At 68.5% G+C, this 24,674-nt stretch carries 26 protein-coding genes and 1 pseudogene; 23 read left to right on the top strand and 4 right to left on the bottom strand.

From position 1 onward, the window contains the following. Nucleotides 1-3 precede the first annotated feature (3 nt). From GOARA_RS13950 to dprA, 15 genes are all read left to right on the top strand, one after another. Nucleotides 4-342, top strand: a complete 339-nt coding sequence (locus GOARA_RS13950) for a P-II family nitrogen regulator (RefSeq protein ID WP_007323044.1) — start codon at nt 4-6, stop codon at nt 340-342. Nucleotides 343-377: 35 nt separating this feature from the next. Next, nucleotides 378-2,774, top strand: a complete 2,397-nt coding sequence (locus GOARA_RS13945; protein WP_007323043.1) for a [protein-PII] uridylyltransferase — start codon at nt 378-380, stop codon at nt 2,772-2,774. Nucleotides 2,775-2,829: 55 nt separating this feature from the next. Beyond that, the gene (gene ffh / locus GOARA_RS13940; protein ID WP_007323042.1) at nt 2,830-4,413 is read left to right on the top strand and encodes a signal recognition particle protein; all 1,584 of its coding nucleotides are present in this window, start codon (nt 2,830-2,832) and stop codon (nt 4,411-4,413) included. 18 nt (nt 4,414-4,431) lie between these two features. After that, on the top strand, nt 4,432-5,514 hold the full coding sequence (locus tag GOARA_RS13935; protein ID WP_040523395.1) for an amidohydrolase family protein: 1,083 nt from the start codon (nt 4,432-4,434) through the stop codon (nt 5,512-5,514). A 282-nt stretch (nt 5,515-5,796) separates the two neighbouring features. Further along, entirely contained in the window at nt 5,797-6,351 is a 555-nt protein-coding gene (rpsP, locus tag GOARA_RS13930; RefSeq protein WP_007323040.1) for a 30S ribosomal protein S16, read from the top strand. Continuing rightward, the gene (locus GOARA_RS13925; protein WP_007323039.1) at nt 6,348-6,593 is read left to right on the top strand and encodes an RNA-binding protein; all 246 of its coding nucleotides are present in this window, start codon (nt 6,348-6,350) and stop codon (nt 6,591-6,593) included. Before rpsP ends, GOARA_RS13925 begins: the two co-directional genes overlap by 4 nt. A gap of 19 nt (nt 6,594-6,612) precedes the next feature. After that, nucleotides 6,613-7,149 carry a ribosome maturation factor RimM gene (gene rimM / locus GOARA_RS13920; protein WP_007323038.1) on the top strand — a complete coding sequence of 179 codons (537 nt, stop codon included), beginning with the start codon at nt 6,613-6,615 and terminating at the stop codon, nt 7,147-7,149. After that, a complete protein-coding gene (gene trmD / locus GOARA_RS13915; protein ID WP_007323037.1) occupies nt 7,149-7,856 on the top strand; it encodes a tRNA (guanosine(37)-N1)-methyltransferase TrmD in 708 nt (235 codons plus the stop codon). Before rimM ends, trmD begins: the two co-directional genes overlap by 1 nt. 153 nt (nt 7,857-8,009) lie before the next feature. Next, entirely contained in the window at nt 8,010-8,351 is a 342-nt protein-coding gene (rplS, locus tag GOARA_RS13910) for a 50S ribosomal protein L19 (protein ID WP_007323036.1), read from the top strand. Between the two features lie 19 nt (nt 8,352-8,370). After that, the gene (gene lepB, locus GOARA_RS13905; protein ID WP_007323035.1) at nt 8,371-9,117 is read left to right on the top strand and encodes a signal peptidase I; all 747 of its coding nucleotides are present in this window, start codon (nt 8,371-8,373) and stop codon (nt 9,115-9,117) included. 10 nt (nt 9,118-9,127) lie between these two features. Next, the gene (locus GOARA_RS13900; RefSeq protein ID WP_007323034.1) at nt 9,128-9,805 is read left to right on the top strand and encodes a ribonuclease HII; all 678 of its coding nucleotides are present in this window, start codon (nt 9,128-9,130) and stop codon (nt 9,803-9,805) included. Continuing rightward, nucleotides 9,802-10,107, top strand: coding sequence for a DUF2469 domain-containing protein (locus GOARA_RS13895; protein ID WP_007323033.1), 306 nt, complete (start codon nt 9,802-9,804; stop codon nt 10,105-10,107). Before GOARA_RS13900 ends, GOARA_RS13895 begins: the two co-directional genes overlap by 4 nt. Nucleotides 10,108-10,194: 87 nt before the next feature. After that, nucleotides 10,195-10,596 carry a YraN family protein gene (locus GOARA_RS13890; RefSeq protein ID WP_040523390.1) on the top strand — a complete coding sequence of 134 codons (402 nt, stop codon included), beginning with the start codon at nt 10,195-10,197 and terminating at the stop codon, nt 10,594-10,596. Beyond that, complete coding sequence (locus tag GOARA_RS13885) at nt 10,596-12,107, top strand: YifB family Mg chelatase-like AAA ATPase (RefSeq protein WP_007323031.1); 1,512 nt, start codon at nt 10,596-10,598, stop codon at nt 12,105-12,107. Before GOARA_RS13890 ends, GOARA_RS13885 begins: the two co-directional genes overlap by 1 nt. After that, entirely contained in the window at nt 12,104-13,240 is a 1,137-nt protein-coding gene (dprA, locus tag GOARA_RS13880; protein WP_007323030.1) for a DNA-processing protein DprA, read from the top strand. Before GOARA_RS13885 ends, dprA begins: the two co-directional genes overlap by 4 nt. A 150-nt stretch (nt 13,241-13,390) precedes the next feature. On the opposite strand, the gene GOARA_RS13875 is transcribed toward dprA, so the two are convergent. Both GOARA_RS13875 and GOARA_RS13870 read right to left on the bottom strand, forming a co-directional pair. Next, nucleotides 13,391-13,990 carry a maleylpyruvate isomerase family mycothiol-dependent enzyme gene (locus GOARA_RS13875; protein WP_040523387.1) on the bottom strand — a complete coding sequence of 200 codons (600 nt, stop codon included), beginning with the start codon at nt 13,988-13,990 and terminating at the stop codon, nt 13,391-13,393. Nucleotides 13,991-14,065: 75 nt separating this feature from the next. Next, nucleotides 14,066-15,040, bottom strand: coding sequence for an RNA polymerase subunit sigma-70 (locus GOARA_RS13870; RefSeq protein ID WP_040523385.1), 975 nt, complete (start codon nt 15,038-15,040; stop codon nt 14,066-14,068). A 58-nt stretch (nt 15,041-15,098) separates the two neighbouring features. Here GOARA_RS13870 and GOARA_RS13865 point away from each other — a divergent pair, with 58 nt between their 5' ends. The 4 genes and pseudogenes from GOARA_RS13865 to GOARA_RS13850 form a co-directional block, all read left to right on the top strand. Next, a complete protein-coding gene (locus GOARA_RS13865) occupies nt 15,099-15,743 on the top strand; it encodes a TetR/AcrR family transcriptional regulator (protein ID WP_007323027.1) in 645 nt (214 codons plus the stop codon). A gap of 63 nt (nt 15,744-15,806) precedes the next feature. Next, on the top strand, nt 15,807-16,724 hold the full coding sequence (locus GOARA_RS13860; RefSeq protein WP_007323026.1) for a CE1 family esterase: 918 nt from the start codon (nt 15,807-15,809) through the stop codon (nt 16,722-16,724). Nucleotides 16,725-16,843: 119 nt separating this feature from the next. Next, on the top strand, nt 16,844-17,251 hold the full coding sequence (locus GOARA_RS13855) for a YciI family protein (protein ID WP_007323025.1): 408 nt from the start codon (nt 16,844-16,846) through the stop codon (nt 17,249-17,251). Then, nucleotides 17,251-18,384, top strand: a pseudogene (locus GOARA_RS13850) (RNA polymerase sigma factor); the annotation flags it as partial. The gene GOARA_RS13855 and the pseudogene GOARA_RS13850, both read left to right, overlap by 1 nt. Nucleotides 18,385-18,409: 25 nt before the next feature. Here the strand turns inward: GOARA_RS13850 and GOARA_RS20630 are convergent. Further along, the gene (locus GOARA_RS20630) at nt 18,410-20,239 is read right to left on the bottom strand and encodes a hypothetical protein (RefSeq protein ID WP_040523308.1); all 1,830 of its coding nucleotides are present in this window, start codon (nt 20,237-20,239) and stop codon (nt 18,410-18,412) included. 209 nt (nt 20,240-20,448) lie between these two features. Between GOARA_RS20630 and GOARA_RS13840 the strand changes: the two genes are divergently transcribed. The 3 genes from GOARA_RS13840 to GOARA_RS13830 all read left to right on the top strand — a co-directional run bounded on the left by GOARA_RS13840 (nt 20,449) and on the right by GOARA_RS13830 (nt 22,980). Further along, nucleotides 20,449-21,318 (top strand): siderophore-interacting protein, encoded by an 870-nt coding sequence (locus tag GOARA_RS13840; RefSeq protein WP_007323023.1) that lies wholly within the window; start codon nt 20,449-20,451, stop codon nt 21,316-21,318. Nucleotides 21,319-21,382: 64 nt separating this feature from the next. Beyond that, nucleotides 21,383-22,297 (top strand): tyrosine recombinase XerC, encoded by a 915-nt coding sequence (locus GOARA_RS13835; protein WP_040523379.1) that lies wholly within the window; start codon nt 21,383-21,385, stop codon nt 22,295-22,297. A gap of 26 nt (nt 22,298-22,323) precedes the next feature. Then, the gene (locus GOARA_RS13830; protein WP_040523377.1) at nt 22,324-22,980 is read left to right on the top strand and encodes a M15 family metallopeptidase; all 657 of its coding nucleotides are present in this window, start codon (nt 22,324-22,326) and stop codon (nt 22,978-22,980) included. On the opposite strand, the gene GOARA_RS13825 is transcribed toward GOARA_RS13830, so the two are convergent. Next, entirely contained in the window at nt 22,973-23,485 is a 513-nt protein-coding gene (locus GOARA_RS13825) for a M23 family metallopeptidase (RefSeq protein WP_007323020.1), read from the bottom strand. The genes GOARA_RS13830 and GOARA_RS13825 overlap by 8 nt on opposite strands. Nucleotides 23,486-23,796: 311 nt before the next feature. On the opposite strand from GOARA_RS13825, the gene rpsB reads away from it, so the two are divergent. Then, the gene (gene rpsB, locus GOARA_RS13820) at nt 23,797-24,651 is read left to right on the top strand and encodes a 30S ribosomal protein S2 (protein ID WP_007323019.1); all 855 of its coding nucleotides are present in this window, start codon (nt 23,797-23,799) and stop codon (nt 24,649-24,651) included. Nucleotides 24,652-24,674: the final 23 nt, after the last annotated feature.

Below are 24,674 nucleotides of genomic sequence, written 5' to 3'. Positions count from 1 at the left end.
CAGATGAAACTGATCACCGCAATCGTGAAACCGTTCACGTTGGAGGACATCAAGGCGGGGCTGGAACAGTCCGGGATCGTCGGCATGACCGTCAGCGAAGTCCAGGGCTACGGCAGGCAGAAGGGCCACACCGAGGTCTACCGTGGCGCGGAGTACTCCGTCGACTTCGTGCCGAAGGTGCGCATCGAGGTCGTCGTCGACGACGCGATCGCCGACCAGGTGGTGGACACCATCGTCGACGCCGCCCGCACCGGCAAGATCGGTGACGGGAAGGTCTGGGTGTCGCCGGTCGACTCGGTGGTGCGCGTGCGCACCGGCGAACGCGGACCGGAGGCACTCTAGGCCTCGGCAGGGGTCGGCGGGGGAGGCGCGAGCAAATGAGTGTGGGACCGGCTACCAATCCGGCGACCGATCTCGTCAGGGCCCGCGCCGCCCTCATCGGCAACCCCCGGCTCACCCCGGACAAACGTCCAGTGCCCGACGCGGCCGCGCTGCGCCGGGCACTCGGCGATCTCTTCGAACTCTGGCTCAGCGGGGCCGCCGGCCGCGCCGGGCTGACCAAGGGCAGCGGCTTCGCGCTCCTCGCCGTCGGCGGTCTGGCGCGTGGCGAGATGCTGCCGTACTCCGACCTCGATCTGGTGTTGCTGCACGACGGCGACCGCCCCGACCGCGTGCAGGCCGTCGCCGACGAACTCTGGTACCCGATCTGGGATGCCAATATCGGGCTCGACCACAGCGTGCGCACCGTGCCCGATGCGCTGCGGGTCGCCGGGGAAGACCTGTCGGCGGCGCTCGGGCTCCTCGAGGCGCGGCACATCGCGGGCGACGAGGATCTGTCCGACCTGTTGATCGGCGAGATCAGGCAGCAGTGGCGCATGCAGGCGCCGCGACGCCTGCCGAAGCTGATCGAGCACGCCGAACAGCGGTGGGTCCGGTCGGGCGAGGTCGCCCATCGCAGCGAACCGGACGTGAAGAACGGCCGGGGCGGGCTGCGTGACGTGCAGTTGCTCAACGCGCTCGCGCTGGCACAGCTGACCGACGGGCTCCGCCTCGCCGCCGACGACGCGCCAGGCGGAGGTCTGGGCACCGCGTACCGCCGGCTGCTCGACGTGCGTACCGAGCTGCACCGCGTCGCCGGACGCGGCCGCGAACAGTTGCGCGCGCAGGACGCCGACGAAATAGCCGCCGCATTGCACCTGGGCGACCGCTTCGCTTTGTCCCGGCTCATCTCCGATGAAGCGCGCACCATCAGCTATGCCGTCGAGGTGGGCCTGCGGACGGCCCGTGGTGCCGCTCCGCGGCGCGGCCTGTCGATGCGCGGATTGCTCCCCGTCCGGCGACCGTTAGACGAAGGCGTCGTCGAGCACGGCGGCGAGGTCGTGCTGGCGCGCGACGCGATCCCCAGCCACGACCCGGGGCTCGTGCTGCGGGCGGCGAACGCGGCCGCGCGATCGGGCCTGCCCATCTCCAGCTCCACCCTGCACCGTCTCGCCGACTACTCCCCGGAAATCCGCGGAACGTGGCCGGGAGCCATCCGCGACAGTCTGCTCGACCTGCTGTCGACCGGACCGGCGATGCTGGAGCCGATCGAGGCCCTCGACCGGATGGGGCTGTGGGGCAGGTTGTTCCCGGAATGGGATTTCGTGCGCGACCTGCCACCGCGCGACGCGATGCATGCCTGGACGGTCGACCGGCACCTGCTCGAGGCGGTCGCCCACGCCGCTCCGCTCACGACTCAGGTCTCCCGACCCGACCTCCTGCTGCTCGGTGCCCTCGTCCACGACATCGGCAAGGGGCGCGGAGGTGACCACAGCGAGATCGGAGCCAGGATGGCCCGGGTGATCGGGACCCGTCTCGGCTTATGGCCCGGCGATGTGGACGTGCTGGCCGAGATCGTCGCCCAGCATCTGCTGTTGGCGCAGACCATCGCCCGGCGCGACGTCGACGACCCGGAGACCGCGGAGTACGTCGCCACCAAGGTGGGAGGCAGTGCGGTACTGCTCGAGATCCTCGGCGCGCTCGCCGAGGCCGATGCCAAGGCGACCGGGCCGGGCGTGTGGAGCGATTGGAAGCAGACCCTCACCTCTAAGCTCGTCGCCAACACGACCAAGCTGATCACCGGGGAAGGGGTGGCCGAACCCGTGCCCCTCTCCGCCGAGGAGGTGGCCAGGTTCCGCGCCGACGAGGTGGTCGTCGAGATCGCGCCGACCGACCAGGCGCACCGATTCGAGGTGACGATGAGCGCACCGGACTCCGCCGGCATGCTCGCGAAGATGGCCGGGGTGCTCGCGTTCTCCGATCTGCGGGTGCTGCGGGCCACGGTGCGGTCCGAGGAGGGCACCGCCATCAACAGCTTCACGGTGGCGCCCTTCTACGGGGATCCTCCCGAGCCCGGATTGCTGCGCCAGCGCCTGATGGGTGCGCGCAGCGGATCGGTCGACGTCGCGGCCCGGCTGGCGGCGATGCGGACCATGTCGGTGCCGCGCACCCCGATCGAAGGCGTGCCGGGACAAGCGGTACTCGCCCCGCCGGTTGCGCGCTGGGTGCATGACGACGTCGCGACCCTCGAGGTGCGCGCCACCGATCGGCCGGGCCTTCTGTCCGCGGTGGCCTCGGTGATCGAGCGCAACAACGGGTCGATCCGCTGGGCGGCGGTCACCACGATGGGCGGCACCGTCGTCGACACGTTCGCGTTGACCTGGGAATCGTCGGTCGACGATCGCCGGCGCGATCGCATCCTCGACCAGGTGCGGGAGGCCTGCGCCAGCGTGTGATAGGCGGTGCCCCGTCCGCGCGGCGACGATCGGCGGATATGGAACACTGGACGCCATGTTCGACTCCCTGTCTGACCGGTTGACCGGTGCCCTCAAAGACCTGCGCGGCAAGGGGCGTTTGACCGACGCCGATATCGATGCGACCGCGCGAGAGATCCGCCTCGCGCTGCTCGAAGCCGACGTCTCGCTGCCGGTCGTCCGCACGTTCATCGAACGGATCAAGTCGCGCGCCAAGGGCGCGGAGGTCTCCGGCGCGCTCAACCCCGCGCAACAGGTCGTGAAGATCGTCAACGAGGAGCTCGTCGGGATCCTCGGCGGCGAGACCCGCCGAATCGCGCTGGCCAAGACGCCGCCGACGGTCATCATGCTCGCCGGCTTGCAGGGTGCGGGTAAGACGACGCTCGCCGGCAAGCTCGCGTCATGGCTGGAGAAGCAAGGACACACTCCCATCCTGGTGGCCTGCGACCTGCAGCGCCCCGGTGCCGTCAGCCAGCTCCAGATCGTCGGCGAGCGTGCCGGCGTTCCGGTGTACGCGCCCCATCCGGGCACCAGCGTCGGCGGCGAAGGCGAGATGGGCGTCTCCGCCGGCGACCCGGTCGAGGTCGCGCGGGGCGGCGTCGCGCACGCCCGGGACAACCATTTCGACACGGTCATCATCGATACCGCCGGACGCCTGGGCGTCGACGACGAGTTGATGCAGCAGGCCTCAGACGTGCGCGCCGCGACCGATCCCGACGAGGTCCTGTTCGTCGTCGACGCGATGATCGGTCAGGATGCGGTGACGACCGCACAGGCCTTCGCCGACGGCGTCGGATTCACCGGCGTCGTCCTCACCAAGCTCGACGGCGATGCTCGCGGCGGTGCGGCACTGAGCGTGCGCGAAGTGACGGGCAAGCCGATCCTGTTCGCTTCGACGGGTGAGAAACTGGAGGACTTCGACGTCTTCCACCCCGACCGAATGGCCAGCCGGATCCTCGGCATGGGCGATGTGCTCTCGCTCATCGAGCAGGCCGAGCAGCATTGGGACGCCAAGGAGGCCGAGCAGGCCGCCACCAAGATCATGGATGGCGAGCTGACGCTGGAGGACTTCCTCCAGCAGATGCTGATGATCCGCAAGATGGGTCCCATCGGGAACCTGCTGGGGATGCTTCCCGGCGCGGGTCAGATGAAAGAGGCACTCGCCCAGGTCGACGATTCGCAACTCGACCGCGTCCAGGCGATCATCCGGGGCATGACGCCCGCCGAGCGGGCCGATCCGAAGATCATCAACGGTTCGCGCCGCCTGCGCATCGCCAACGGCTCCGGTGTGGCCGTGTCGGAGGTCAATCAGCTGGTCGACCGGTTCTTCGAGGCGCGCAAACAGATGGCCGCGATGTCGGGTCGCATGGCCGGCCCCGGCGGGGGGCGCAAGAACACCAGGAAGAAGGGCAAGAAGGGAAAGAAGGGTCGCGGGCGGGGCCCGACGCCGCCGAAGATGCGCGGCGGCTTCCCCGGTATGCCGCCCGGTGCATTCCCCGGTATGCCGCCCGGCGGAATGCCGGACCTGTCCTCGATGCCGCCCGGCCTCGACGAGTTGCCGCCCGGACTGGCCGACCTCGACTTCTCGCAGTTCGATCCGAACGGCAAGGACAAGAAGTAGGGGCCGGCCGTGGGCGAGATGGCCGGTGCACTGCACGTCGGCGGGCGCGACGCGCTGACCGGCGAGCGGATCGATCGCTGGATCGTCGACGGCAGGTTCGTCACCGAGAAGGTGGCGGGGGCCGTCACCGTTGTCGACGACGGTTGGCTGGTGCCGGGCCTCGTCGACGCCCACAATCACGTCGGCATCGCGCCCGGACTGGGCGTCACCATCGAGCAGGCCCGCGCGTTCGCGTACGCCGACGTCGCCGCGGGGACGACCCTCATCCGAGAGGTCGGCTCGCCGGTGGACACCCATCCGCTCGATGCCGATCCGCGTTGCCCGCAGTTCGTCCGCGCGGGCAAACACATCGCCAGGCCGAAGCGCTATCTCCGCGACTACGGCGTCGATCTGGAGAATCCCGACGACTTGGCCGCCGAAGTGACCCGTCAGGCGCACGCGGGCGACGGCTGGGTGCAGGTCGTCGGCGACTGGATCGACCGCGACGTGGGCGACCTGGCGCCGCTGTGGACGAGGCCGCAGCTCGATGCCGCGGTCGTCGCGGCACACGATGCGGGCGCCAAGATCACCGCGCACGTATTCGGCTACGACGCGCTGCCCGACCTCATCGGCGCCGGCTTCGATTGCATCGAGCACGGCACCGGTCTGACGGCGGATCTGCTCGACGAGATGGTCCGGCGCGATATCGCGCTGGTGCCGACGATGATCCAGATCGAGAACTTCCTCTCCATCGCCGACGGGGCCGATCGGTTTCCCGACTACCAGGCCAACATGCGGAAGCTGCACGCACAGGCGGGCGGGGTGATGTCCGCCGCCCGGGAAGCCGGTGTCCGGATCTTCGCGGGTACCGATGCCGGCGGATTCGTCGGTCACGGCCGGATCGTCGACGAGATCGAGGCCCTCGTCGCGATGGGCATGCCTGTGAGGGATGCGCTCGATGCGGCCAGCGTGGGCGCGCGCCGATGGCTGGGAGCCGGTGTCTTCGACGACGGTGATCGTGCCGATGTCCTTGTCCTCGACGCCGACCCGCGCGAGGACCTCACGACGCTGCGCCGCCCGCGCGAGATCCTCTGCTCGGGCATTCCCATCGTCACGGGCTGACTTCCCGCCGACCGTGCCCAGATTTCCGTCGACCGTGCCCACATTTCCGCCGAGCGTGCCCACATTTTCGCCGACCGTGCCCAGTTTCTCGCCGAGCGTGCCCAGATTTCCGCCGACTGTGCCCGGTAGTTTGGGTACGGACGCCACGAGTGGCACAATGGATCCTCGGTTCGCCGGACCCGGTTACGCACCGACCGGCGGTCACACCGAAATCAATCGCAAAACCGGACTCGCACAATCGGTGCGCGTCGCTGAATTGCGCAGTGACCACTTGAAGGAAACATGGCTGTCAAGATCAAGCTTGCCCGTCTCGGCAAGATCCGCCACCCGCAGTACCGCATCGTCGTCGCCGACTCGCGCACCCGTCGCAACGGCCGCGTCATCGAGACCATCGGCAAGTACCACCCCAAGGAAGACCCCTCGTTCATCGAGGTGGATTCCGAGCGCGCCCAGTACTGGCTGAGCGTCGGCGCGCAGCCGACCGAGCCTGTCGCGGCGATCCTCAAGATCACCGGCGACTGGCAGAAGTTCAAGGGGCTGCCGGGCGCCGAGGGCACCCTGAAGGTCGCCGAGCCGAAGCCGAGCAAGCAGGACCTGTTCAACGCGGCGCTTGCCGCGGCCGACAACGAGCCCGCCGCCGAGGCCACGACGCCGAAGAAGAAGGCCACCAAGAAGAAGGCCGAGAAGGCTGAGGCCGAGCAGGAAGCTCAGGACGAGGCCACCGCGTCGGCGGCCCCGGAGACCGCCGAGCCGGAGACCGAGGCCGTCAAGGAGGATCTGGCCGCCGACGGTGAGACGGTGCCGGAGGTGCTCGCCGAGACCGAAGAGAAGGCGTGAGCGCCGTCGTCGCAGATGCCGTCGAACACCTCGTTCGCGGCATCGTCGCCAACCCCGACGACGTCCGCGTCGAACTGCTTTCCGGCGGTCGCGGCGGACGGTTGATCGAGGTGCACGTTCACCCCGACGATCTGGGCAAGGTCATCGGCCGCAACGGCCGCACCGCGACCGCGCTGCGCACCCTGGTCTCCGGAATCGGCGGCCGCGGATTGCGCGTCGACATCGTCGACACCGACCGCTGATAGGCAGGGGCCACCCACCGTGGACCTGGTGATCGGCCGCGTGATCAAACCCCACGGCGTCCGCGGGGAACTCGTCGTCGACATCCGCACGGATGCTCCGGACGAGCGGTTCGCTGCCGGAGCCGTCGTGCGCGGCCTGCTGCCGCGGGCGAAGGGGGCCCATCGGTCGAAGGAACAAGAGTTCACCATCACAGCCGCCCGGAACCATTCCGGGCGGCTGTTGGTGTCCCTCGACGGAGTCGCCGACCGCACTGCGGCGGACGAACTGCGCGGCGTGTTGTTCGTCATCGACGCGGCCGAGGTCGACTCCGGGGACGATCCGGACGAGTTCTACGACCACGAATTGATCGGGCTACCGGTTCGCACCGTGACCGGTGCCGACGTCGGGCAGGTGGCCGACGTGATCCACCTGCCGAGTTCGGACCTGCTCGCGGTGACCGCCGCAGACGACGGCCGCGAGATCCTCATCCCGTTCGTCACCGCCATCGTGCCGACGGTGTCGCGAGCTGAGGGCATCGTCATCGACCCGCCGGACGGCTTGCTGGAGGCGGACTGATGCGGCTCAGCATCATCACGATCTTCCCGGACTATGTCGCGCCGTTGCGCGGCGCGCTGCTCGGCAAGGCGATCGAGAAGGGAATCGTCTCCCTCGACGTCCACGACCTGAGGGACTGGACCCACGACGTCCACCGCAGCGTCGACGACGCGCCGTACGGCGGCGGTCCCGGCATGGTGATGAAGCCGCAGGTGTGGGGCGAGGCGCTCGACGAGGTGTGCGGCACCGACGTCGCCCACGACGGTGGCCTGATCCTCGTCGTGCCCACCCCGGCCGGTGTCCCGTTCACCCAAGCCACGGCGCAGCGCTGGAGCCGCGAGGAGCACCTCGTCTTCGCCTGCGGACGTTATGAGGGAATCGATCAGCGCGTCGTCGACGACGCGTCGAAACGGATGCGGGTCGAAGAAGTCTCAATCGGCGACTTCGTCCTCATCGGCGGGGAGGTCGCGACGATGGCCATGGTCGAGGCGACGACCCGCCTCATCGACGGGGTGCTGGGCAACCCGGTCTCGCACCAGGAAGATTCCTTCTCCGACGGATTGCTCGAAGGACCCAGCTATACACGCCCGGTCAGCTGGCGCGGACTCGACGTTCCCGAGGTGCTGCTTTCCGGCGATCATGCGAAAGTGGCCGCCTGGCGGCACGAGCAGGCGCTGCGCCGCACCGCGCAACGGCGGCCCGATTTGCTGCCACCCGATCACTCCTGACACAATAGAGCGGTTGCCACGCGGCAGGTCACGGCATGAGCCGGCCCCGCGTGGACACCAAAACGCTCGGAGTACGAACCGGTTGATCCAGCCCGATAGCGGGCCAGACGCCAGGTTCCTCTACTCACGCACACGCCAGATTGGAAAACGACCATGAACACCCTGGACTTCCTCGACAAGCAGTCCCTCCGCGACGACCTGCCCGACTTCGGCCCCGGCGACACCCTTGACGTGCACGTCAAGGTCATCGAGGGCGCCAAAGAGCGCGTCCAGGTCTTCAAGGGCGTCGTGATCCGCCGTCAGGGTGGCGGTGTGCGTGAGACCTTCACCGTTCGCAAGGTGTCCTTCGGCGTCGGCGTGGAGCGCACGTTCCCCGTGCACAGCCCCAACATCGCCAAGATCGACGTCGTGACCCGCGGTGATGTCCGTCGCGCCAAGCTCTACTACCTGCGCGACCTCCGCGGCAAGGCTGCCAAGATCAAAGAGAAGCGCTGACCCGCTAGGCTTTGGAGTCGTGTCCGACGATAACGATCCCGAAGACCGTCCCTGGCACTCCAAGGACGACGAACCCGAGGACAAGAAGTCCTTTTTCCGCGAGCTGGCGATCATTGTCAGCATCGTCCTGGTGATCAGCTGGGTCGGACAGACCTTCCTCTTCCGTCAGTACGTTGTGCCGTCGGAATCGATGGAGTCGACGCTGACGGGATGCGCGGGCTGCTCCAACGATCGCATCGTCATCGACAAGCTCGCCTACCGGTTCGGCGACCCCAGCCCGGGCGACGTCATCGTCTTCAAGGCGCCGAGCGAGTCGTGGGACGGTGGCGCGCCGCCGCGCGACTCCAGCACCATCGGGGGCAAGTTCCTCAACGTGCTGTCGTGGTTCGGCTATGCGCCGCCGAACGAGTACAGCTTGGTCAAGCGCGTCATCGCGACGGGCGGCCAGACCGTCGAGTGCCGCAACGACGAGAATGTCGGCGTCAAGGTCAACGGCAAACCGTTGACCGAGCCGTATATCGACCGGGCGATTCAGGTGCCCGATTCGGGTTCGTGTTTCGGCGAAGACTTCGGGCCGGTCACGGTTCCGGCGGGCAACGTCTGGGTGATGGGCGACAACCGCACCAATTCGGCCGACTCGCGCGCCCACATCTCCGACGAATTCCAGGGAACGATTCCGCGCGCCGACATCCGCGGCAAGGTCCGGTTCATCATGTGGCCGGTCTCGCGCATCGGCGGGGTCGGATCGGAGAACCCGCAGAAGTAGGGGCGGGCACGTGTCAGCCTCGTTGCGTTGGCCGCCGCGCCCACCGGTGCGGCGGGCCGCGGCGCTGCGCACCTACGAGTTCGCCCTGCATAACAGCGGGCTGGGCCCGGTGGCCGGGGTCGACGAGGCGGGCCGCGGCGCATGCGCCGGCCCCCTGGTGGTCGCGGCGTGCGTCCTCAAGCCAAACCAGCTGCGGTCGCTGGCCGATCTGAACGATTCCAAGAAGGTACCGCCGCCGACCCGTCGTCGCCTCTATGGCGCGATCCGCAAGCACGCGCTCGCGCATTCGGTGGTCGTCATCGAAGCCGAGGAGATCGACCGGATCGGCATCCACGTCGCCAACATCGAGGGGATGCGCCGCGCCGTTGCCGCACTCGCGACGGCCCCCGGGTACGTCCTCTCCGACGGATTCGCCGTTCCCGGGCTCCCCGTTCCGTCGCTGCCCATCATCGCCGGTGACGCCAACGCGGCATGCATCGCGGCGGCGAGCATTCTCGCGAAGGTGACTCGCGACGACATCATGGCGAGGCTCGACGACGAGCTGCCCGGCTATGACTTCGCCGTGCACAAGGGCTACTCGACCAGCCATCACATGGCCCGCATCGCCGACCTCGGCCCGTCGCCGCAACATCGCATGTCCTATCGCAACGTCGCCGCGCACATCGTGCGCGATACTCTGAACCCATGAGTGCCGAGGATCTCGAGAAGTACGAAGCAGAGATGGAGCTGTCCCTGTACCGCGAGTACAAGGACATCGTCGGCCAGTTCACGTACGCGGTCGAGACCGATCGCCGCTTCTACCTGGCGAACGGGGTCGAACTCGCGCCCCGCAACGTCGACGGCGAGGTCTATTTCGAGCTGCGCCTCGCCGATGCGTGGGTGTGGGATCTCTACCGGCCGGCGCGTTTCGTCAAGCAGGTCCGCGTGATCACGTTCAAAGACGTCAACATCGAGGAACTTGAGCAGCCCGAGCTGCGCTTACCGGAGTAATCCACATCTTCTCGCCGTCCCCAGGATGGTGTGCCGGGCACGGTCGCCGACGCTGATCCGTCGTCGTGGTCGAGCACGATGTCCGGCATGGGGGAGACACGGCAGCAGATCGGGGCGCTCGGCGAGGACATCGCCGTCGACTATCTGACGACACTCGGATGGCGCGTCTGCGCGCGTAACTGGCGCACCAGGTACGGAGAGCTCGACGTCATCGCACGGGAGCCCAACCCGAGCGGCCTCGCGGACAATCTGGTCATCGTCGAGGTGAAGACCCGTCGAGACGGCGCCGTGTACGACGATCCTGTCGCCGCGGTCACGGGCGACAAGCTGGCGCGCATGGCGAAGCTGGCGTGGATGTGGATAGCGGAACGACGCGAAGACGACAGCCTCGACTACTTCGACGCCCTGCGCTTCGACGTGATCTCCATCCGGCTCGACGGCCGCCGCGGTGCCCCGATCCTGCGCCATCACCGCGGGTTGGTGGAGTAGTGGCGCTGGGACGGGCGTTCGCCGCCGGCCTCAACGCGTTCTCGGCGCGGGTCGTGGAGGTCCAGGCCAACACGAGCCGCGGAACGCCCGGCTTCTGGATCACCGGACTGGCCGATACCGCGCTGCGCGAGGCGCGCGACCGTGTGCGGCCCGCGATCGTGAACTCCGGCAAGTCCTTTCCCGACCTGAAGGTGGTCGTCGCGCTGGCGCCGGCGAACATGCCCAAGTCGGGTGCCGCCTACGACCTGGCGATGGCGGTGAGCATCGTAACGGCCACCGGCGACGTGTCCGACGCCTTGGTGGGCGAGACCGTGTTCCTCGGTGAACTCGGTCTCGACGGCGCGATCCGGCCGGTACGCGGTGTTCTCCCGAGTCTGATCGAGGCGCGACGCGCCGGGTTCACCCGAGCGGTGGTTCCACTGGCCAACATCGCGGAAGCCGGACTGGTGGGTGATACCGAGGTCGTTGGCGCTTCCACGTTCGACGAGGTCTGTCGCTGGCTGGACGGGGCGATCGTGCTCGATACCCCGGTTCAGCAGATCGACGACATACCCAGTCTCACCCCCGACATGGCCGACGTCGTCGGCCAGGCGCAGGCGCGCAGTGCGCTGGAGATCGCCGCGGCGGGGATGCACCACCTCCTGATGACCGGTCCACCCGGGATTGGCAAGACGATGCTGGCGCGCCGCCTCCCGGGGATTCTGCCGTCACTCGACGAGAACGAGGCGCTGGAGGTGACCGCGGTCCACTCGATCGCCGGGACACTGCCGAGATCGCGGCCACTCATCGTCGAGCCGCCGTTCATCGCGCCGCACCACTCGGTGTCGATAACCGCGCTGCTCGGCGGAGGTACGGGCATCGCGGGGCCGGGCGCGGTGTCGCTGGCCCATCGTGGAGTGCTGTTCCTCGACGAATGCGCGGAGATGGGTGCGAAGGCGCTCGACGCCTTGCGACAACCGTTGGAGGAGGGCGAGGTGCGGATATCGCGGCGCGACGGGGTCGCGACCTACCCGGCCCGCATCCAGCTGGTGCTGGCGGCCAACCCCTGCCCGTGCGCTCCCGCACACGACGTCGACTGCGTCTGCTCGGTCGTCGCGCGCCGCCGCTATCTGGGCAAGCTTTCCGGACCGCTGATGGACCGCATCGACATCCGCGTCCGGATGAACCCGCCCGGCAATACCGCGCTGCTCACCGAATCGGGGGAGTCGAGTGCCGCGGTGCGCGCCCGGGTCGTCGCCGCGCGTGAGGCTGCGGTAGATCGCTGGTCCGAACACGGTTGGCGTACCAACGGCGAAGTGCCCGGTTCGGCGTTGCGCGGCGAGTTCCGGCTGGAGCCCGAAGCGATGCGACCAGTTGAACTGTTCCTGCGCGACGGCCGGGTGACCGCTCGTGGCGCTGATCGGGCGCTGCGACTCGCCTGGACGCTGAACGATCTGCGCGGCGGCGACGTGCCGACACAGGACGACGTCGCGCAGGCGTTGCTCTACCGCGACCGGGGAGGCTTCGCGTGACGCGGCCGGACGAAACGACGTTGCGGGCGTGGGCCTACCTCGGGCGAGTGGCCGAACCGCCGCATACGGCGCTGCGAGAGCTCGTCGAAGCGGTGGGTCCCCGTGAAGCGGCCGCCGCCATCCGGTCGCGGAGGGTGCCGGACGGTCACGCCGAGGTGCTCGGTGCGACGGCGGCGCGCGCCCACCTCGACTCGGCAGCCGAAGACCTCGAACGAGCGGCGCAGGTCGGCGCTCGGCTCGTCACTCCCGACGACGAGGAGTGGCCGGGATGGCAGCTGTGGTCCCTGCGCGCCGCGGACACGGTCGAGCGAGGGGGTCCGCCGCTGGCGCTGTGGGTGCGCGGCTCGAAAGACCTCGCAGCCGAGGTCACCGCCGGCATGGGCGTGATCGGTGCGCGCGGTTCGACGTCGTACGGGGAGTACGTCACCGGCCAACTGGTCGGCGGCCTCGCGGCCGAGGGGTGGACGGTGATTTCCGGTGGCGCGTTCGGAATCGACGGAACCGCGCACCGTGCGGCACTCGGCTGTGGCGGAAGCACCGTCGCGGTAATGGCATGCGGCATCGACGTCGACTACCCGGCGTCCCATGCGGCGCTGTTCTCCGCGATCGCGCGCGACGGGCTGATCGTCAGCGAATATCCGCCGGGTACGACGGCGGCTCGACATCGGTTCCTGACGCGCAACCGGCTCGTGGCGGCGCTGTCGACCGCGGTTGTGGTCGTGGAGGCCGGGCGGCGCAGTGGCGCCGCCAACACGGCGGCCTGGGCCCGCAAACTAGGACGGCCGCTCGCCGCCGTCCCGGGTCCGGTCACGTCGGCGATGTCGGTCGGCTGCAACCGGATGATCGCCGACGAGCAGGCGGCGCTCGTCACCGATGCGAAGTCGCTGATCTCCTTCGCGGCCCCCGATGGCGAGGGAGGTCCCGACAGGGGACCGGCGCGGAGCACCGACACGCTCGCCGGCGACCGTCAGCGGGTCTATGAGGCGATCCCGAGGCGAGGCGCCGTCACCGTCGACGAGATCGCCGTCAGTTCGGGCATCGTCGCCGGCGCGGTGCTGTCGGCACTGGCAACGCTGGAGATCGACGGCTTCGTGACCGCCGTCGGCGACGGCTGGGCGCTGTCGACGGGCTAGTTGAGTCGGCGCCCCGGCATCTCGGCTCGCCGGGTGCCGATTCCGCCGAGTGGGCACCTCACCTGCGCCGACTGGGCACCCGAGATACGCCGACTGGGCACCTCACCAGCGCCGAGTGGGCACCTCACGTGCACCGAGTGGGCACTCGCGTCAGCGCGGCGGGAGCGGTACCGGTGCACGCCCGCCGACGACGAGTGCGATCTCGGCAGCGCTCAACTCGATGGGTGTGCCGTGGCCGATGCGCAGGCCGGCGTCGGTGGCCTGCAAGGAGATGCCGTCGACGTGAACCCCGAAGTAGGCGAGCTGGCGGTCATCGGGATCGCCGATCGCGAGCGCGATGCGGTCCGGCGGCGCGCTCGGCAGCCCGAGCGGCTCGGTGATGTCGAGGCCGTGCAGCACGTCGTGCGCCAGGGCGCCGGCCTGTCCACCGCGCGGCGGCTTCCACGGGTGCTCGACGTTGACGCGCAGCGATCCTGGTAGCTCGGCGTCCGACGTCGCCGCCGTGTCCTTGCGGGCGATGCGATCGGCGAAGCGGTTGAAGTTGCCGCGCGCTGCGACGATCCCGGCGATCACCCGCGGCCCGGAATGCCGGTAGGCCAGCGTGATGTGTGCGACGACCTCCCGTACCCGCCAGCCCTCACACAGCGAGGGGTGCGCCCACTGCTCGGGCGTGAGGTCGGCGAGTAGGCCTGCCAAACGTCGGCGCTCGGCGAACGTCTCCTGTCGCAGGTGGTCTTCGATCATCGTCATCGCATGCCCTTTCAGTTCGGTGATCACGTGCTCATCACTTGTACGAAGGGGCGGCCCCAGAATCATCGCGATGCGTCAAAGCTGGTCGGGAAGACCGAATTCGGCGAACCGGGCCTCGGTGCCGAAGAATGTCGTCGAATGGCCGATCCGTCCATCGCGGAACTCGAGTGCGATCAGCGCGAACGGTCGCAGCACGCCGTCGTCATCCGGCCGGAACTGCCCGAAGCCCGGCTGCCCGTTGACGTCGATGCCGATAAGCCGGTCGTGTGCACACGCCTCGGATCGCCCCATGAGGGTGGCGATCGTTACTCCACCTCGCAGCCACCAGCGGAACGGCGGCATCGACGTCGTGGCGTCCTCGTGCAGCACCGCGATCAGACCGTCGACGTCGTGGGTCTCGAAAGCTCGGGCATAGCGGTCGGCCAGTGATGCGATCTCCTCGTCGGACAGGCCGCGCGAGGACGTCGACGTCGCGGCGAGTTCCGCCCTTGCGCGTTGGAGCGCGCTGTTGACCGACGCGGTGCTCACGTCGAGGATCTGCGCCGTTTCGAGCGCACTGAACGCCAGGACGTCGCGCAGGATGAGCACCGCGCGCTGCCTCGGCGTAAGGGTCTGCAGCGCGGCGACGAACGCGAGGCGAATCGATTCCTTTGCGACGACGCGCGCGGCGGGATCGGAGCCGGTGAGCAGCCGCGCGCTCGGCATGGGGTCGACGAACGTCCCGGGCGGGACAGGATCATCGAAGGCGTTGGCGGACGCTCCTTCGCCCAGCACGCTCAGATCCATCGGTGACGCCCGGCGTTGAGCGGACCGCAGGATATCGACGCATACGTTGTGCGCGATGCGGTGGATCCACGTCGTGAGCCGTGCTCGGTCAGCGTCGTAGGAATCGAATTGCCGAAACGCACGGAGCAGTGTCTCCTGCACCGCGTCTTCGGTCTCGCCAGCACCGCCCAGCATCCGGTAGCAGTATCCGGTGAGCGGGATACGCAGCGATTCGAGGCGCTCCGCGATAGGGGCGTCGTCAGCGGGCTGCACCGAGTCGATCATCATCGGCAGCGTAGCCCGGTTCCAGGCCTTGATGTGACCCCGCCTAGATTCGGAGGGCATGGACGACCAGCGGCCCGTCAGACCACCCGTGCTGAGTAGACGTCGAGCCGAAACACGCGAGCGGCTGTTGGACGCGGCGATGACGGTCTTCGTGGCAAAGGGATTCGGCCGCACCCGGATCGACGATGTCTGTCGGGCAGCCGGATACACGAAAGGCGCCTTCTACTCGAACTTCTCGACGCTGGAGGAGTTGTTCTTCGCGCTCTACGACCGTCAGTCCGAGTACGCCGCGACGACGACGTTGGCGGCGGTGACCCCCGGTGCGGCGGTTGGTGACTCTGCCGCGGAATCGGCACCCGACATCGTCGACGTGATCTCGTCGTGGGCGGCCACCGTTCGGATCGATCGCGACTGGCTGCTGATCAACACCGACTTCGTCTCCTATGCAGCGCGCTACCCGGATGTGGCCGCCGAACTCGCCGAGCATCGCCGACAGCTCCGCGAGGAGGTCGTCGACGCCCTGACGACGTTCATCGCGGCGACCGACGTGGCGCTGCCCGGATCGCTGCCGACACCGGCGCAGCTCGCGCGCGCCGTCGTGACGGTCTACGACGGCGTGATCTACCAGCTGCTGCTCGACATGGACGAGGGTGAAGTGCGGCGCCACTTCGTCGCGATCCTGACCGCGCTGGTCGACCGATAGCGCGAGAGTGCCTATAGCAACCCGGTCTGATACCTTTTGGTATCGAACTATGGAGGGGTGGGAATGCTGAGGAAGACTTCAGTCGTCGCGGCCACGTTCGCGATGGTGCTGTCGGCGATGGCCGGTTCGGCCGACGCGGCGCCGAGAACGGTCGATCGCGCGACGGGAACGATCGTGACCAAGACGTTGACCAACGCCGCGGGGACACGCGCGTATCAGGTGTACACCCCGAAGCGGCACGCTCCCGGACGACCGCTGATCGCATGGGTCCACGGGACCAGCAAGGTGCGCAACGGCGACCCGATGGAGTTGCGCCGGACGAACACCTTGCTCACCGAAGCCGACCGGCTCGGCTTCTCGGTGGTAGCACCGATGCAATCCTTGCGGGCCGACCAGGCCGGGATGTGGCACTTCTTCGAACCCGCCGGGCTGACTCGCGGGCAGGGCGAGATTTCCATCCTGGCCGACATCGTTCGGAAGACGGCCCGCGAACAGCGCGCGGATGCCCGACGGGTATTCGCCGTCGGACACTCCGCGGGCGGCGGCGCGGTTCACGTGCTCGGCGCGGTGTACTCGGATGTCTTCGCGGCGATCGCCGTGTCCGCCGGGTTTCCCTTCGTCGGTGACCCGAGCGGTTCAGCGGTACGGACCGCGCGCGACGGCCGACCGGTTCCGACCTTCCTGATCCACGGCGACCGCGACGACACCGCGGTGCCGGTCGTGGGTGCCGCGGAACTGTCGGCGGCGCGGACCGCCAACGGGATCGCAGGAGCGGCTCCGCGCGGCGCGATCGTCGTGCCACCGAGCCGCGACGACAAGTTCCCGACGCGAATCAGCCGTTTCGGCGCTGGACGCTCGGAGATCGTGCGCGCCGAGGTGCTGGGTGCTGGCCACGCCACCGGCCCGGGAGGAGTCACACTCAACGGCCCGGCGCTCGACCGGCGGGTCGTCGCCTTCTTGCTGTCGCACCGTCGACCCTAGGAATCGACGTGAGATCGGGCCGATCGCGTCCGATCCGGCCGGGCGATGTCGAGAATCGAGTTATGGCTCCGTCCCAGGGATGAGCGACTGACTAGGGTCGCCGACGAAGGGAGAATGTCATGGCCAAGTATCTGCTGCTCAAGCATTACCGAGGTGCACCGGCGTCGGTCAACGACGTGCCGATGGACCGGTGGACGGCGGCCGAGGTGGAAGCGCACATGAAGTACATGGACGATTTCGCAGCGCGTCTCCAGGAGAACGGCGAGTTCGTCGACAGCAACGCCCTGCCGCCGGAGGGTGCATGGGTACGGTCCGATGGGCCGGGCAAGCCGCCGGTCACCGACGGGCCGTTCGCCGAGACCAAGGACCTGATCGCCGGATTCATGATCATCGACGTCGACACCTACGACCGGGCACTCGAACTCGCCGGGGAACTGTCCGCCGCGCCCGGGGCCGGCGGCGATCCGGTCGGCGAGTGGCTCGAGGTGCGACCGGTGATGTCGTACCAACCGACCGTGCTCGACTGATGGCCGGCCACGCGGTGGACGGGGCGGCGCTGCGGGAACTGATCCCCGGCGTGATCGCCGTACTCGTCCACCGCGGAGCCGACTTCGCCTCCGCCGAGGATGCGGTGCAAGACGCTCTGGTGCGCGCGGTGCAGAAGTGGCCCGCGGATCCTCCAGCCGACGCGAAAGGCTGGATGATCACCACGTCGTGGCGATGCTTCCTCGATCAAGTCCGCTCCGACTCGGCACGACGGGCGCGCGAGGATCTCATCGACGCGGAGCCCACCCCCGAACCGGTCCCGGCCGGCGACGACACCTTGTGGCTCTACTTCCTGTGCGCTCACCCGAGTCTCTCGCCGGCGTCGGCGGTGGCCCTGACGCTGCGCGCGGTCGGCGGGCTGACCACCAAACAGATCGCTCAGGCGTATCTGGTGCCGAAATCCACGATGGCCCAGCGGATCTCGCGTGCCAAGCGGACCGTCGGCCAGGTGCGCCTCGATCAGCCAGGAGATCTGGGCACGGTGCTGCGCGTGCTCTACCTGGTGTTCAACGAGGGCTACGGCGGTGACGTCGACCTCGCGGCCGAAGCGATCAGGCTCGCGCGCCAGCTCGCCGCCGCCAACGACGATCCGGAGGTGTTGGGACTGCTCGTGCTGTTCCTGCTCCATCACGCGCGTCGGGACGCCCGCACGCGGCCCGACGGTGCGTTGGTACCGCTCGCCGACCAGGATCGCGGTAAGTGGCGCACAGACATGATCGCCGAAGGCGTCAGCATTCTGCAGGCAGCGTTGTCGCGGGACCGGCTGGGGGAGTATCAGGCTCAGGCCGCTATCGCGGCGTTGCACGCCGATGCCCGGTCCGCCGAGGAGACCGACTGGGTGCAGATCGTCGAGTGGTACGACGAGCTGGTCCGACTCACCGACAGCCCCATCGCGCGGCTCAACCGGGCGGTCGCCGTCGGGGAAGCGGATGGCCCGCGAGCCGGACTTGCCGAACTCGACCGACTGGATCCGACGCTGCCTCGGTATGCGGCGGTGTCGGCGCACCTCTACGAACGGTCCGGAGACCTTGCGGCGGCGGCACGGTTGTTCGCCGAGGCCGCCGAGCGGGCCGATAACGTGGCGGAGCGCAACCATCTCGCGTTGCGCGGCGCAGGTCCGCGAACGGATGTGACCCGATCTAGGCGGGCATCACGAACATCTCGTCGATCGCGACCGAGCCCGCACTTCGGCACCACAGCAAGATCGAACCGTCGCCGAGTGGGAAAACGCGATTCGCCGAGCCGGTCTCCTGCCGGCACGGACTCGCGATCAGCGAGACCCGACCTGGGCGAGGGCCGCGAATGCCGTCGCGGTAGACAGGGCCGCCTATGACTGTCGTTGGAGAGCGTTGCGGGTCGGCACGGCCGATCGTGGTCTTCGTGGGAAGTCGATAGCTGCCCGCGGTGACCGCGGCCGCACCGAATGTCTGTGGAATCGGTGCCCACGCGCCGGTGAGTCCGGACGGCGTAGATCGGGTGGGTGTGACGAGCGTCGTCACCGCCGCCTTTTCGTCCGTGGTGCGATACACGATGACCTGGAGTCCTTGGCCGTCCACCGCAGCGAAGGTGACGGATGCGCTCTCCAGGCTGAGGATCTGCCGAATCTGGAGTCCGTCCGGCGGGGACACGTCGGAAAGCGACACGTGGTAGTCGGGTGGCACCAAGGCGGCGGTCCCGCTGAGTCGTCCTGGGCTCTCCAGTGCCGCGGCAATCAGTATGGGCGTCGATGCGTCGAGGATGTCCACCTGCTCGGTGATGTTCCCGCCCAGCGCTTGCGCTGCGTAGTGCTCGTCGGCGAAGCCGGACTCTGGATCGAAGACGCTGATCCGTGGACCGGTGAACGAGCAGTGCTCGACGATCGCTAGTCTCTTGGCGAAGGCGGCCAACCGGTCCGGTGCAGCACATGTTTTGGGCCGGAATCGCCACAGGACTACGGCCTTTCCGTCGGCGCCGACACGCACCAGATCGCTTGTGGTGGCTTGGACCTCGCGGACATCGGTGCTTGCGGAGAGGGACTGACCGGTGTCCGATATGCGCAGGTCTTTGTCGCGGGAAGTCAATAGGAATGCGGAGCCGTCCACGAAAGCCGTATCGAGCACGTGTCCAAACCCAGCGCTCGTCCATAAGACCCGCCCAGTGGCCCCATCGAGTCCGTAGACGATGCGCTTCGCCGTGGCCTCGTCGTGGACCTGCGTGACGAGAGGGACTTGTTTCGCATCGTGGTCGAGAACGGGGGCCCACAACCCGTCGATGCTCGAGTGGAAGTCGACGGTCCAGTGTCGCTTAAGGCCCGTGTCGTACGCCGTGAGGACGGAGCCGTCGGCTACGGCCAATCCAGACATCACCGGAACTGCTCGTCGATGCGAGCCGGATTGTCGCGAGCTGTCTTCCTCATCAGCGGTCGGTCGAGGTGGGTCTGGAACGCGAAGTGCTCCCGCGCCGATGGCGTTGCCCACGTGATGTGGCTGCTGGAGGCTGCCGTAGGTGGTGACATTCGGGCTGTGTCGGTGTGACGGGGCAACCACGAGGGCACCGCCGGCCGCGACGACGATGGCCGCCACGACCGTCACGAAGGTGCCCGGACGTCCGATCCAGCGGTCGATGCGCGTACGGCTGAGGACGGCAAGCAGCACGATGGCTCCGACCGCTGCGGTGTAAGCGAGTCCGCGATCCAGGCTCGCTACTCCGGGCAGGGTATCGAACAGTCGCCGCTCGGCCCGACCGTTGGTTCCGGCACGCCACAGCAGGAACAGCGAGCTTCCAGCCGCCAGAGCGGCCGCAGCCGCGGCCAGGAGAACCCACCCGACGAATCGAGGTCTCCAGAAACCGGTCACGAGCAGAAGTAACACGGGCACCATCACGGCGCTGGCCATCAGCAATGCGTCGATGGCCAGCCCTTGCCCAGGAAAGGGAGCGGTGTCGAAATGCCAGTTCGGCGTGCGCCAGTTCAACATGACGAGTGCGGACACGGCCAAACCTATGGATGTACCCAGAAGTACGCCGCTCGCGGCTGACCGTTCTCGTCTCTTGATCTCGTCCTCTTCATCGTCGCGACCTGCGGGGAGGGGTGATGCCATAGCTGGACATCCTAGATTGGTGGCCTGTGCTGGACTGCGCCCGCCGGTGGAACTTAGGTAAACCTTGCGTAGGCTGGGATCGTTGACTCTTGGGAGGGCGCATGGCCAAACGGCTGAACACGATGCAGGTGCTGCGGACTGAGCGGTTGAGTCCGCATTTCGTCCGCGTCTATCTCGGCGGCGAGGGTTTCGACGACTTCCTCCCGGTTCGCGGTCGCGACGATGTGACCGAGGACTGGGACACCGACATGTACGTGAAGATCGTGTTCATGCCCGACGGGAGCGCCGTGCCCGCCGACGTCGACCCGGCTGACCTGCGCGGCGGTTCGGGTGAGCCGGGCGAACCCGTGCTGCGCACCTACACGATCCGCAGCTATGACCCCGTGCGTCGGGAACTCGCGATCGATTTCGTGGTCCACGGCGACGAAGGCATCGCCGGACCGTGGGCCCAGCGGGCGCAGCCGGGCGAGACCGTGCGGTTCCTCGGTCCGGGCAGCGGCTACAAGCCGCGCGCCGACGCTCCCTGGCATCTGTTCGCCTGTGATGAATCGGGGCTGCCCGCCGTCGCGGCGGCCCTCGCCGCATTACCCGACGATGCCCGTGGGCAAGCGTTCGTCGAAGTCGCCGGGCCCGAGGACGAGCTCCCGCTGACGGTACCGGCCGGTGTCGGACTCACCTGGATCCATCGCGGCGGGGGTGCGGGCGAGGTGGACGACGACCGGGCGGGCGACAACGCTCCGTTGATCGCTGCGGTGCGCGACGCGCCGTGGTGGGACGGTGAGCCGCAGGTCTTCATCCACGGCGAGGCGCAAGCGGTAATGCACAATCTGCGTGGCTACATCCGCAAGGAGCGCGGGGTCGGTGCCGCCAACGCGTCGATCTCCGGATACTGGCGGCGTGGCCGCACCGAAGAGGGCTTCCGCCGGTGGAAGGCCGACCTGCGCAAAGCCGAGGAGCAGGCGACCGCGTAACGGTCTGATCGCAACCGGGCGCGCCGGATTGCGGTGCGCCGGCATGACGCGTGGACTGATCGGCATGAGCGAGAACCGCGTCATCGACGAGTTCGCCGCCTACCTCCGCCTGGAGAAGGGGCGCAGCGAGCACACGGTGCGCGCGTACACCGGGGACGTGCGCTCCCTAATTACCTTCGCCGGCGCGCGCGGCGCGGCCGTCGCCGACATCGACCTTGCCCTGCTGCGCTCCTGGCTGGCCGAACAGACCCGCCGCGGAATCGCGCGCACGACGATCGCCCGACAGGTCTCCAGCGCGAAGACCTTCGGCTCATGGGCCGCGCGCGAAGGGTTTCTCACCACCGACCCGACCGTGCGTCTGCAAGCCCCCAAAGCGCACCGGGTGCTACCGCACGTGCTTTCGCCGGAGCAGGCGGAGGCCGTCGCCGCAGCGCCCGTCGCCGCCGGCGACCAGGCGATCGGCGAAAGCCCCACCCCGATCCAGCTGCGGGACCGAGCGATCGTGGAGTTGCTGTACGCCAGCGGGATCCGCGTCGGCGAGCTGTGCGGGCTGGATCTCGACGACGTGGACGATGCCCGCCAGGTCCTGCGCGTCATCGGCAAGGGAAACAAGCAGCGGACCGTGCCGTACGGGCGCCCGGCGTCGCAGGCGCTGGCCGAGTGGCTGCGCGACGGACGCCCGGGACTCGCGACCGCGGCGTCGGGGTCAGCGCTGCTGCTGGGCGCGCGCGGTGGCCGACTCGACCAGCGCATGGCGCGGACCGTCGTCACCAAGGCGGTCGAGGCCGTCGGAGGGCCGGCCATGGGGCCGCACGGGCTGCGCCACAGCGCCGCGACCCACCTCCTGGAGGGCGGAGCGGATCTGCGAGTCGTGCAGGAGCTACTCGGACACGCCTCGCTCGCGACGACTCAGCTCTACACCCACGTCAGCGTCGAGCGGCTCCGCGCGGTGCACGCGCAGGCGCACCCGCGGGCTTAGTGACTGCCGGTAGCGTGGTCGCCGTGATGAAGCTGACGATTCGAACTGCCATCGGAGCGGCGGCGGTTGCCGTCGGGATCACCGTCTTCGCGCCGCCGGCGCAGGCGGTGCCACCGGTCAGTCCTGCCGCCGCGGCCGACGGGCTCGTCGACGTGCGTTCCGCCGTTCCCGACGCGATCGTCGACCTCCGCTATGCGACGGCCGACAACTTCACGAAGGTCCGGCTCTACCCGGCGAACGCCCGTTGCCTCGTGCACAAGTCGCTGGTTCCCGGCCTGACCAAGGCGGCCGGGCAACTCCGCGGCAAGGGGCTGCGGCTCGTGTTCTGGGATTGCTACCGTCCGCAAGCGGCCCAGGTGAAGATGTGGCAGGTCGTACCCAATCCCGCGTGGGTCGCCAAGCCGGGCGAGAAGGCGACCAGCCACGAGGCCGGACGATCCGTCGATGTCACGCTCGCGCACCGGGATGCCCGCCGACTCGACATGGGCACCGGATTCGACGACTTCACGCCGGCGTCACACGCGAACGCCACCGGCATCAGCGCGGTGGCGCAGCAACACCGTGCGACGCTGCGCCGTGCGATGGAATCGGGCGGCATCTCCCAGTACGAGGGGGAGTGGTGGCACTACGACGGCCCGGGCTCGGGCACTCCGCGGCCGCATCTGAAGGCACCGGTCAACTGATCGTCGGCTCGACGGCGGTCACCGGATACAGCCGGACCCGAAGCGCGCCGACGAGGCCCAAGGGGTTGCGGTAGCCCGCCCGGGGACCGGCACCGGTCCGCGCGCCCCAGTGCAGACACCTCGGCACCGGGCATCCCTCGTGTAGACCGGTCACCACGCCGATCACCTCGCCCCGGCGAACGACGTCGCCGACGCGTACGCGCGCGTCGACCGGCTCATAGGTCGTCCACAACGATGACGAGTGGCGTATCGACACCACCGGCTTCCCGCCGACCCGCCCGGCGAAAGTCACCGTGCCGTCGCCCGCGGCCAGGACCTGCTGCCCGTCGGCGGCGGCCAGATCCACGCCACGGTGCCCGGTCAGCCAGCGTTGCGCCGGCGGATCGTATCCGGTGACGACCCGCGGACGCGGCTGCAGCGGCCAGGCGTAGCGGGCAGCGGTCGCGGCGCCCGGCGGAGCGAGGAGGGCGGCAGTGACGAGGATCAGCAAGGTACGCACACCCATAGGACGCAGTCGACTCAGCCTCGGTTCCGTTTCCCACCTGGTTTCGCCAATCCCGCACCGATCGATGCGGAATCCGCGAAACCGGGAAGGATTGCCGATTTGGTGGCCGCGACCTGCGCCGTTAGACTTATCAACGCACTTCGTCTCGGTCTGTCCGAGTGAGGTGACTTCGCACGCTCACTACCGATCTTCGCTGGTCGGCGCGGCGCGGGCAGTCCCGGAAAGCCGGGTCCGCCGTCGCGGTGAACGTCAGGATTACCCGCCAATCCCGGCGGGCGATGACAACTGCAACAAGAATGGGAGTCTCGACGATGGCTGTCGTGACCATGAAGCAGCTGCTGGACAGCGGCGCACATTTCGGGCATCAGACCCGCCGGTGGAACCCGAAGATGAAGCGGTTCATCTTCACCGACCGCAACGGCATCTACATCATTGACCTGCAGCAGACGCTGACCTACATCGACCGCGCCTACGAGTTCGTCAAGGAGACGGTTGCCCACGGCGGCACGATCCTCTTCGTCGGCACCAAGAAGCAGGCGCAGGAATCGATCGCCGAAGAGGCGACCCGCGTCGGCATGCCGTACGTGAACCAGCGCTGGCTCGGTGGCATGCTCACCAACTTCTCGACCGTCCACAAGCGCCTTCAGCGCCTGAAGGAACTCGAGACGATGGAGCAGACCGGCGGCTTCGAGGGACGCACCAAGAAGGAAATCTTGATGCTGACCCGTGAGAAGAACAAGCTGGAGCGCACCCTCGGCGGTATCCGCGACATGGCCAAGGTTCCCTCGGCCGTCTGGGTCGTCGACACCAACAAGGAGCACATCGCCGTCGGCGAGGCCCGCAAGCTGAACATCCCGGTGATCGCGATTCTGGACACCAACTGCGATCCCGACCTCGTCGATTACCCGATCCCGGGCAACGACGACGCCATCCGCAGCGCCGCGTTGCTGACCCGTGTGGTCGCCTCCGCCGTCGCCGAGGGCGTCCAGGCGCGGGCCGGCCAGGCCAGCGGCGACGACAAGCCAGAGGCCGGTGCCGGCGAGCCGCTCGCCGAGTGGGAGCAGGAGCTGCTGGCCGAGGCCACCGCCGCCGCACCCGAGGCCGCCGCCGACGAGGCCAAGGCCACCGAGGCTCCCGCCGACGGCGAAGCCCCGGCCGCCGAGTAGCGCCGCGGCAAAGAAACCATCCA

The organism is Gordonia araii NBRC 100433 (assembly GCF_000241265.1).
GTDB lineage: Bacteria > Actinomycetota > Actinomycetes > Mycobacteriales > Mycobacteriaceae > Gordonia > Gordonia araii.
Note: the sequence above shows the minus strand (reverse complement) of the source record. Positions and strands in the feature narration are given on the sequence as shown.

Coding starts and splice junctions, on each gene's coding strand:
- trmD (WP_007323037.1), top strand. CDS start 7,149: ATGCGGCTCAGCATCATCACGATCTTCCCGGACTATGTCGCGCCGTTG.
- GOARA_RS13830 (WP_040523377.1), top strand. CDS start 22,324: ATGAAGCTGACGATTCGAACTGCCATCGGAGCGGCGGCGGTTGCCGTC.
- rpsP (WP_007323040.1), top strand. CDS start 5,797: ATGGCTGTCAAGATCAAGCTTGCCCGTCTCGGCAAGATCCGCCACCCG.
- GOARA_RS13835 (WP_040523379.1), top strand. CDS start 21,383: ATGAGCGAGAACCGCGTCATCGACGAGTTCGCCGCCTACCTCCGCCTG.
- GOARA_RS13875 (WP_040523387.1), bottom strand. CDS start 13,990: ATGACGATGATCGAAGACCACCTGCGACAGGAGACGTTCGCCGAGCGC.
- GOARA_RS13950 (WP_007323044.1), top strand. CDS start 4: ATGAAACTGATCACCGCAATCGTGAAACCGTTCACGTTGGAGGACATC.
- GOARA_RS13865 (WP_007323027.1), top strand. CDS start 15,099: ATGGACGACCAGCGGCCCGTCAGACCACCCGTGCTGAGTAGACGTCGA.
- rplS (WP_007323036.1), top strand. CDS start 8,010: ATGAACACCCTGGACTTCCTCGACAAGCAGTCCCTCCGCGACGACCTG.
- GOARA_RS13935 (WP_040523395.1), top strand. CDS start 4,432: ATGGCCGGTGCACTGCACGTCGGCGGGCGCGACGCGCTGACCGGCGAG.
- GOARA_RS13840 (WP_007323023.1), top strand. CDS start 20,449: ATGGCCAAACGGCTGAACACGATGCAGGTGCTGCGGACTGAGCGGTTG.
- GOARA_RS13945 (WP_007323043.1), top strand. CDS start 378: ATGAGTGTGGGACCGGCTACCAATCCGGCGACCGATCTCGTCAGGGCC.
- GOARA_RS13870 (WP_040523385.1), bottom strand. CDS start 15,040: ATGATCGACTCGGTGCAGCCCGCTGACGACGCCCCTATCGCGGAGCGC.
- GOARA_RS13860 (WP_007323026.1), top strand. CDS start 15,807: ATGCTGAGGAAGACTTCAGTCGTCGCGGCCACGTTCGCGATGGTGCTG.
- GOARA_RS13895 (WP_007323033.1), top strand. CDS start 9,802: ATGAGTGCCGAGGATCTCGAGAAGTACGAAGCAGAGATGGAGCTGTCC.
- ffh (WP_007323042.1), top strand. CDS start 2,830: ATGTTCGACTCCCTGTCTGACCGGTTGACCGGTGCCCTCAAAGACCTG.
- GOARA_RS13890 (WP_040523390.1), top strand. CDS start 10,195: ATGGGGGAGACACGGCAGCAGATCGGGGCGCTCGGCGAGGACATCGCC.
- GOARA_RS13825 (WP_007323020.1), bottom strand. CDS start 23,485: ATGGGTGTGCGTACCTTGCTGATCCTCGTCACTGCCGCCCTCCTCGCT.
- GOARA_RS13855 (WP_007323025.1), top strand. CDS start 16,844: ATGGCCAAGTATCTGCTGCTCAAGCATTACCGAGGTGCACCGGCGTCG.
- rpsB (WP_007323019.1), top strand. CDS start 23,797: ATGGCTGTCGTGACCATGAAGCAGCTGCTGGACAGCGGCGCACATTTC.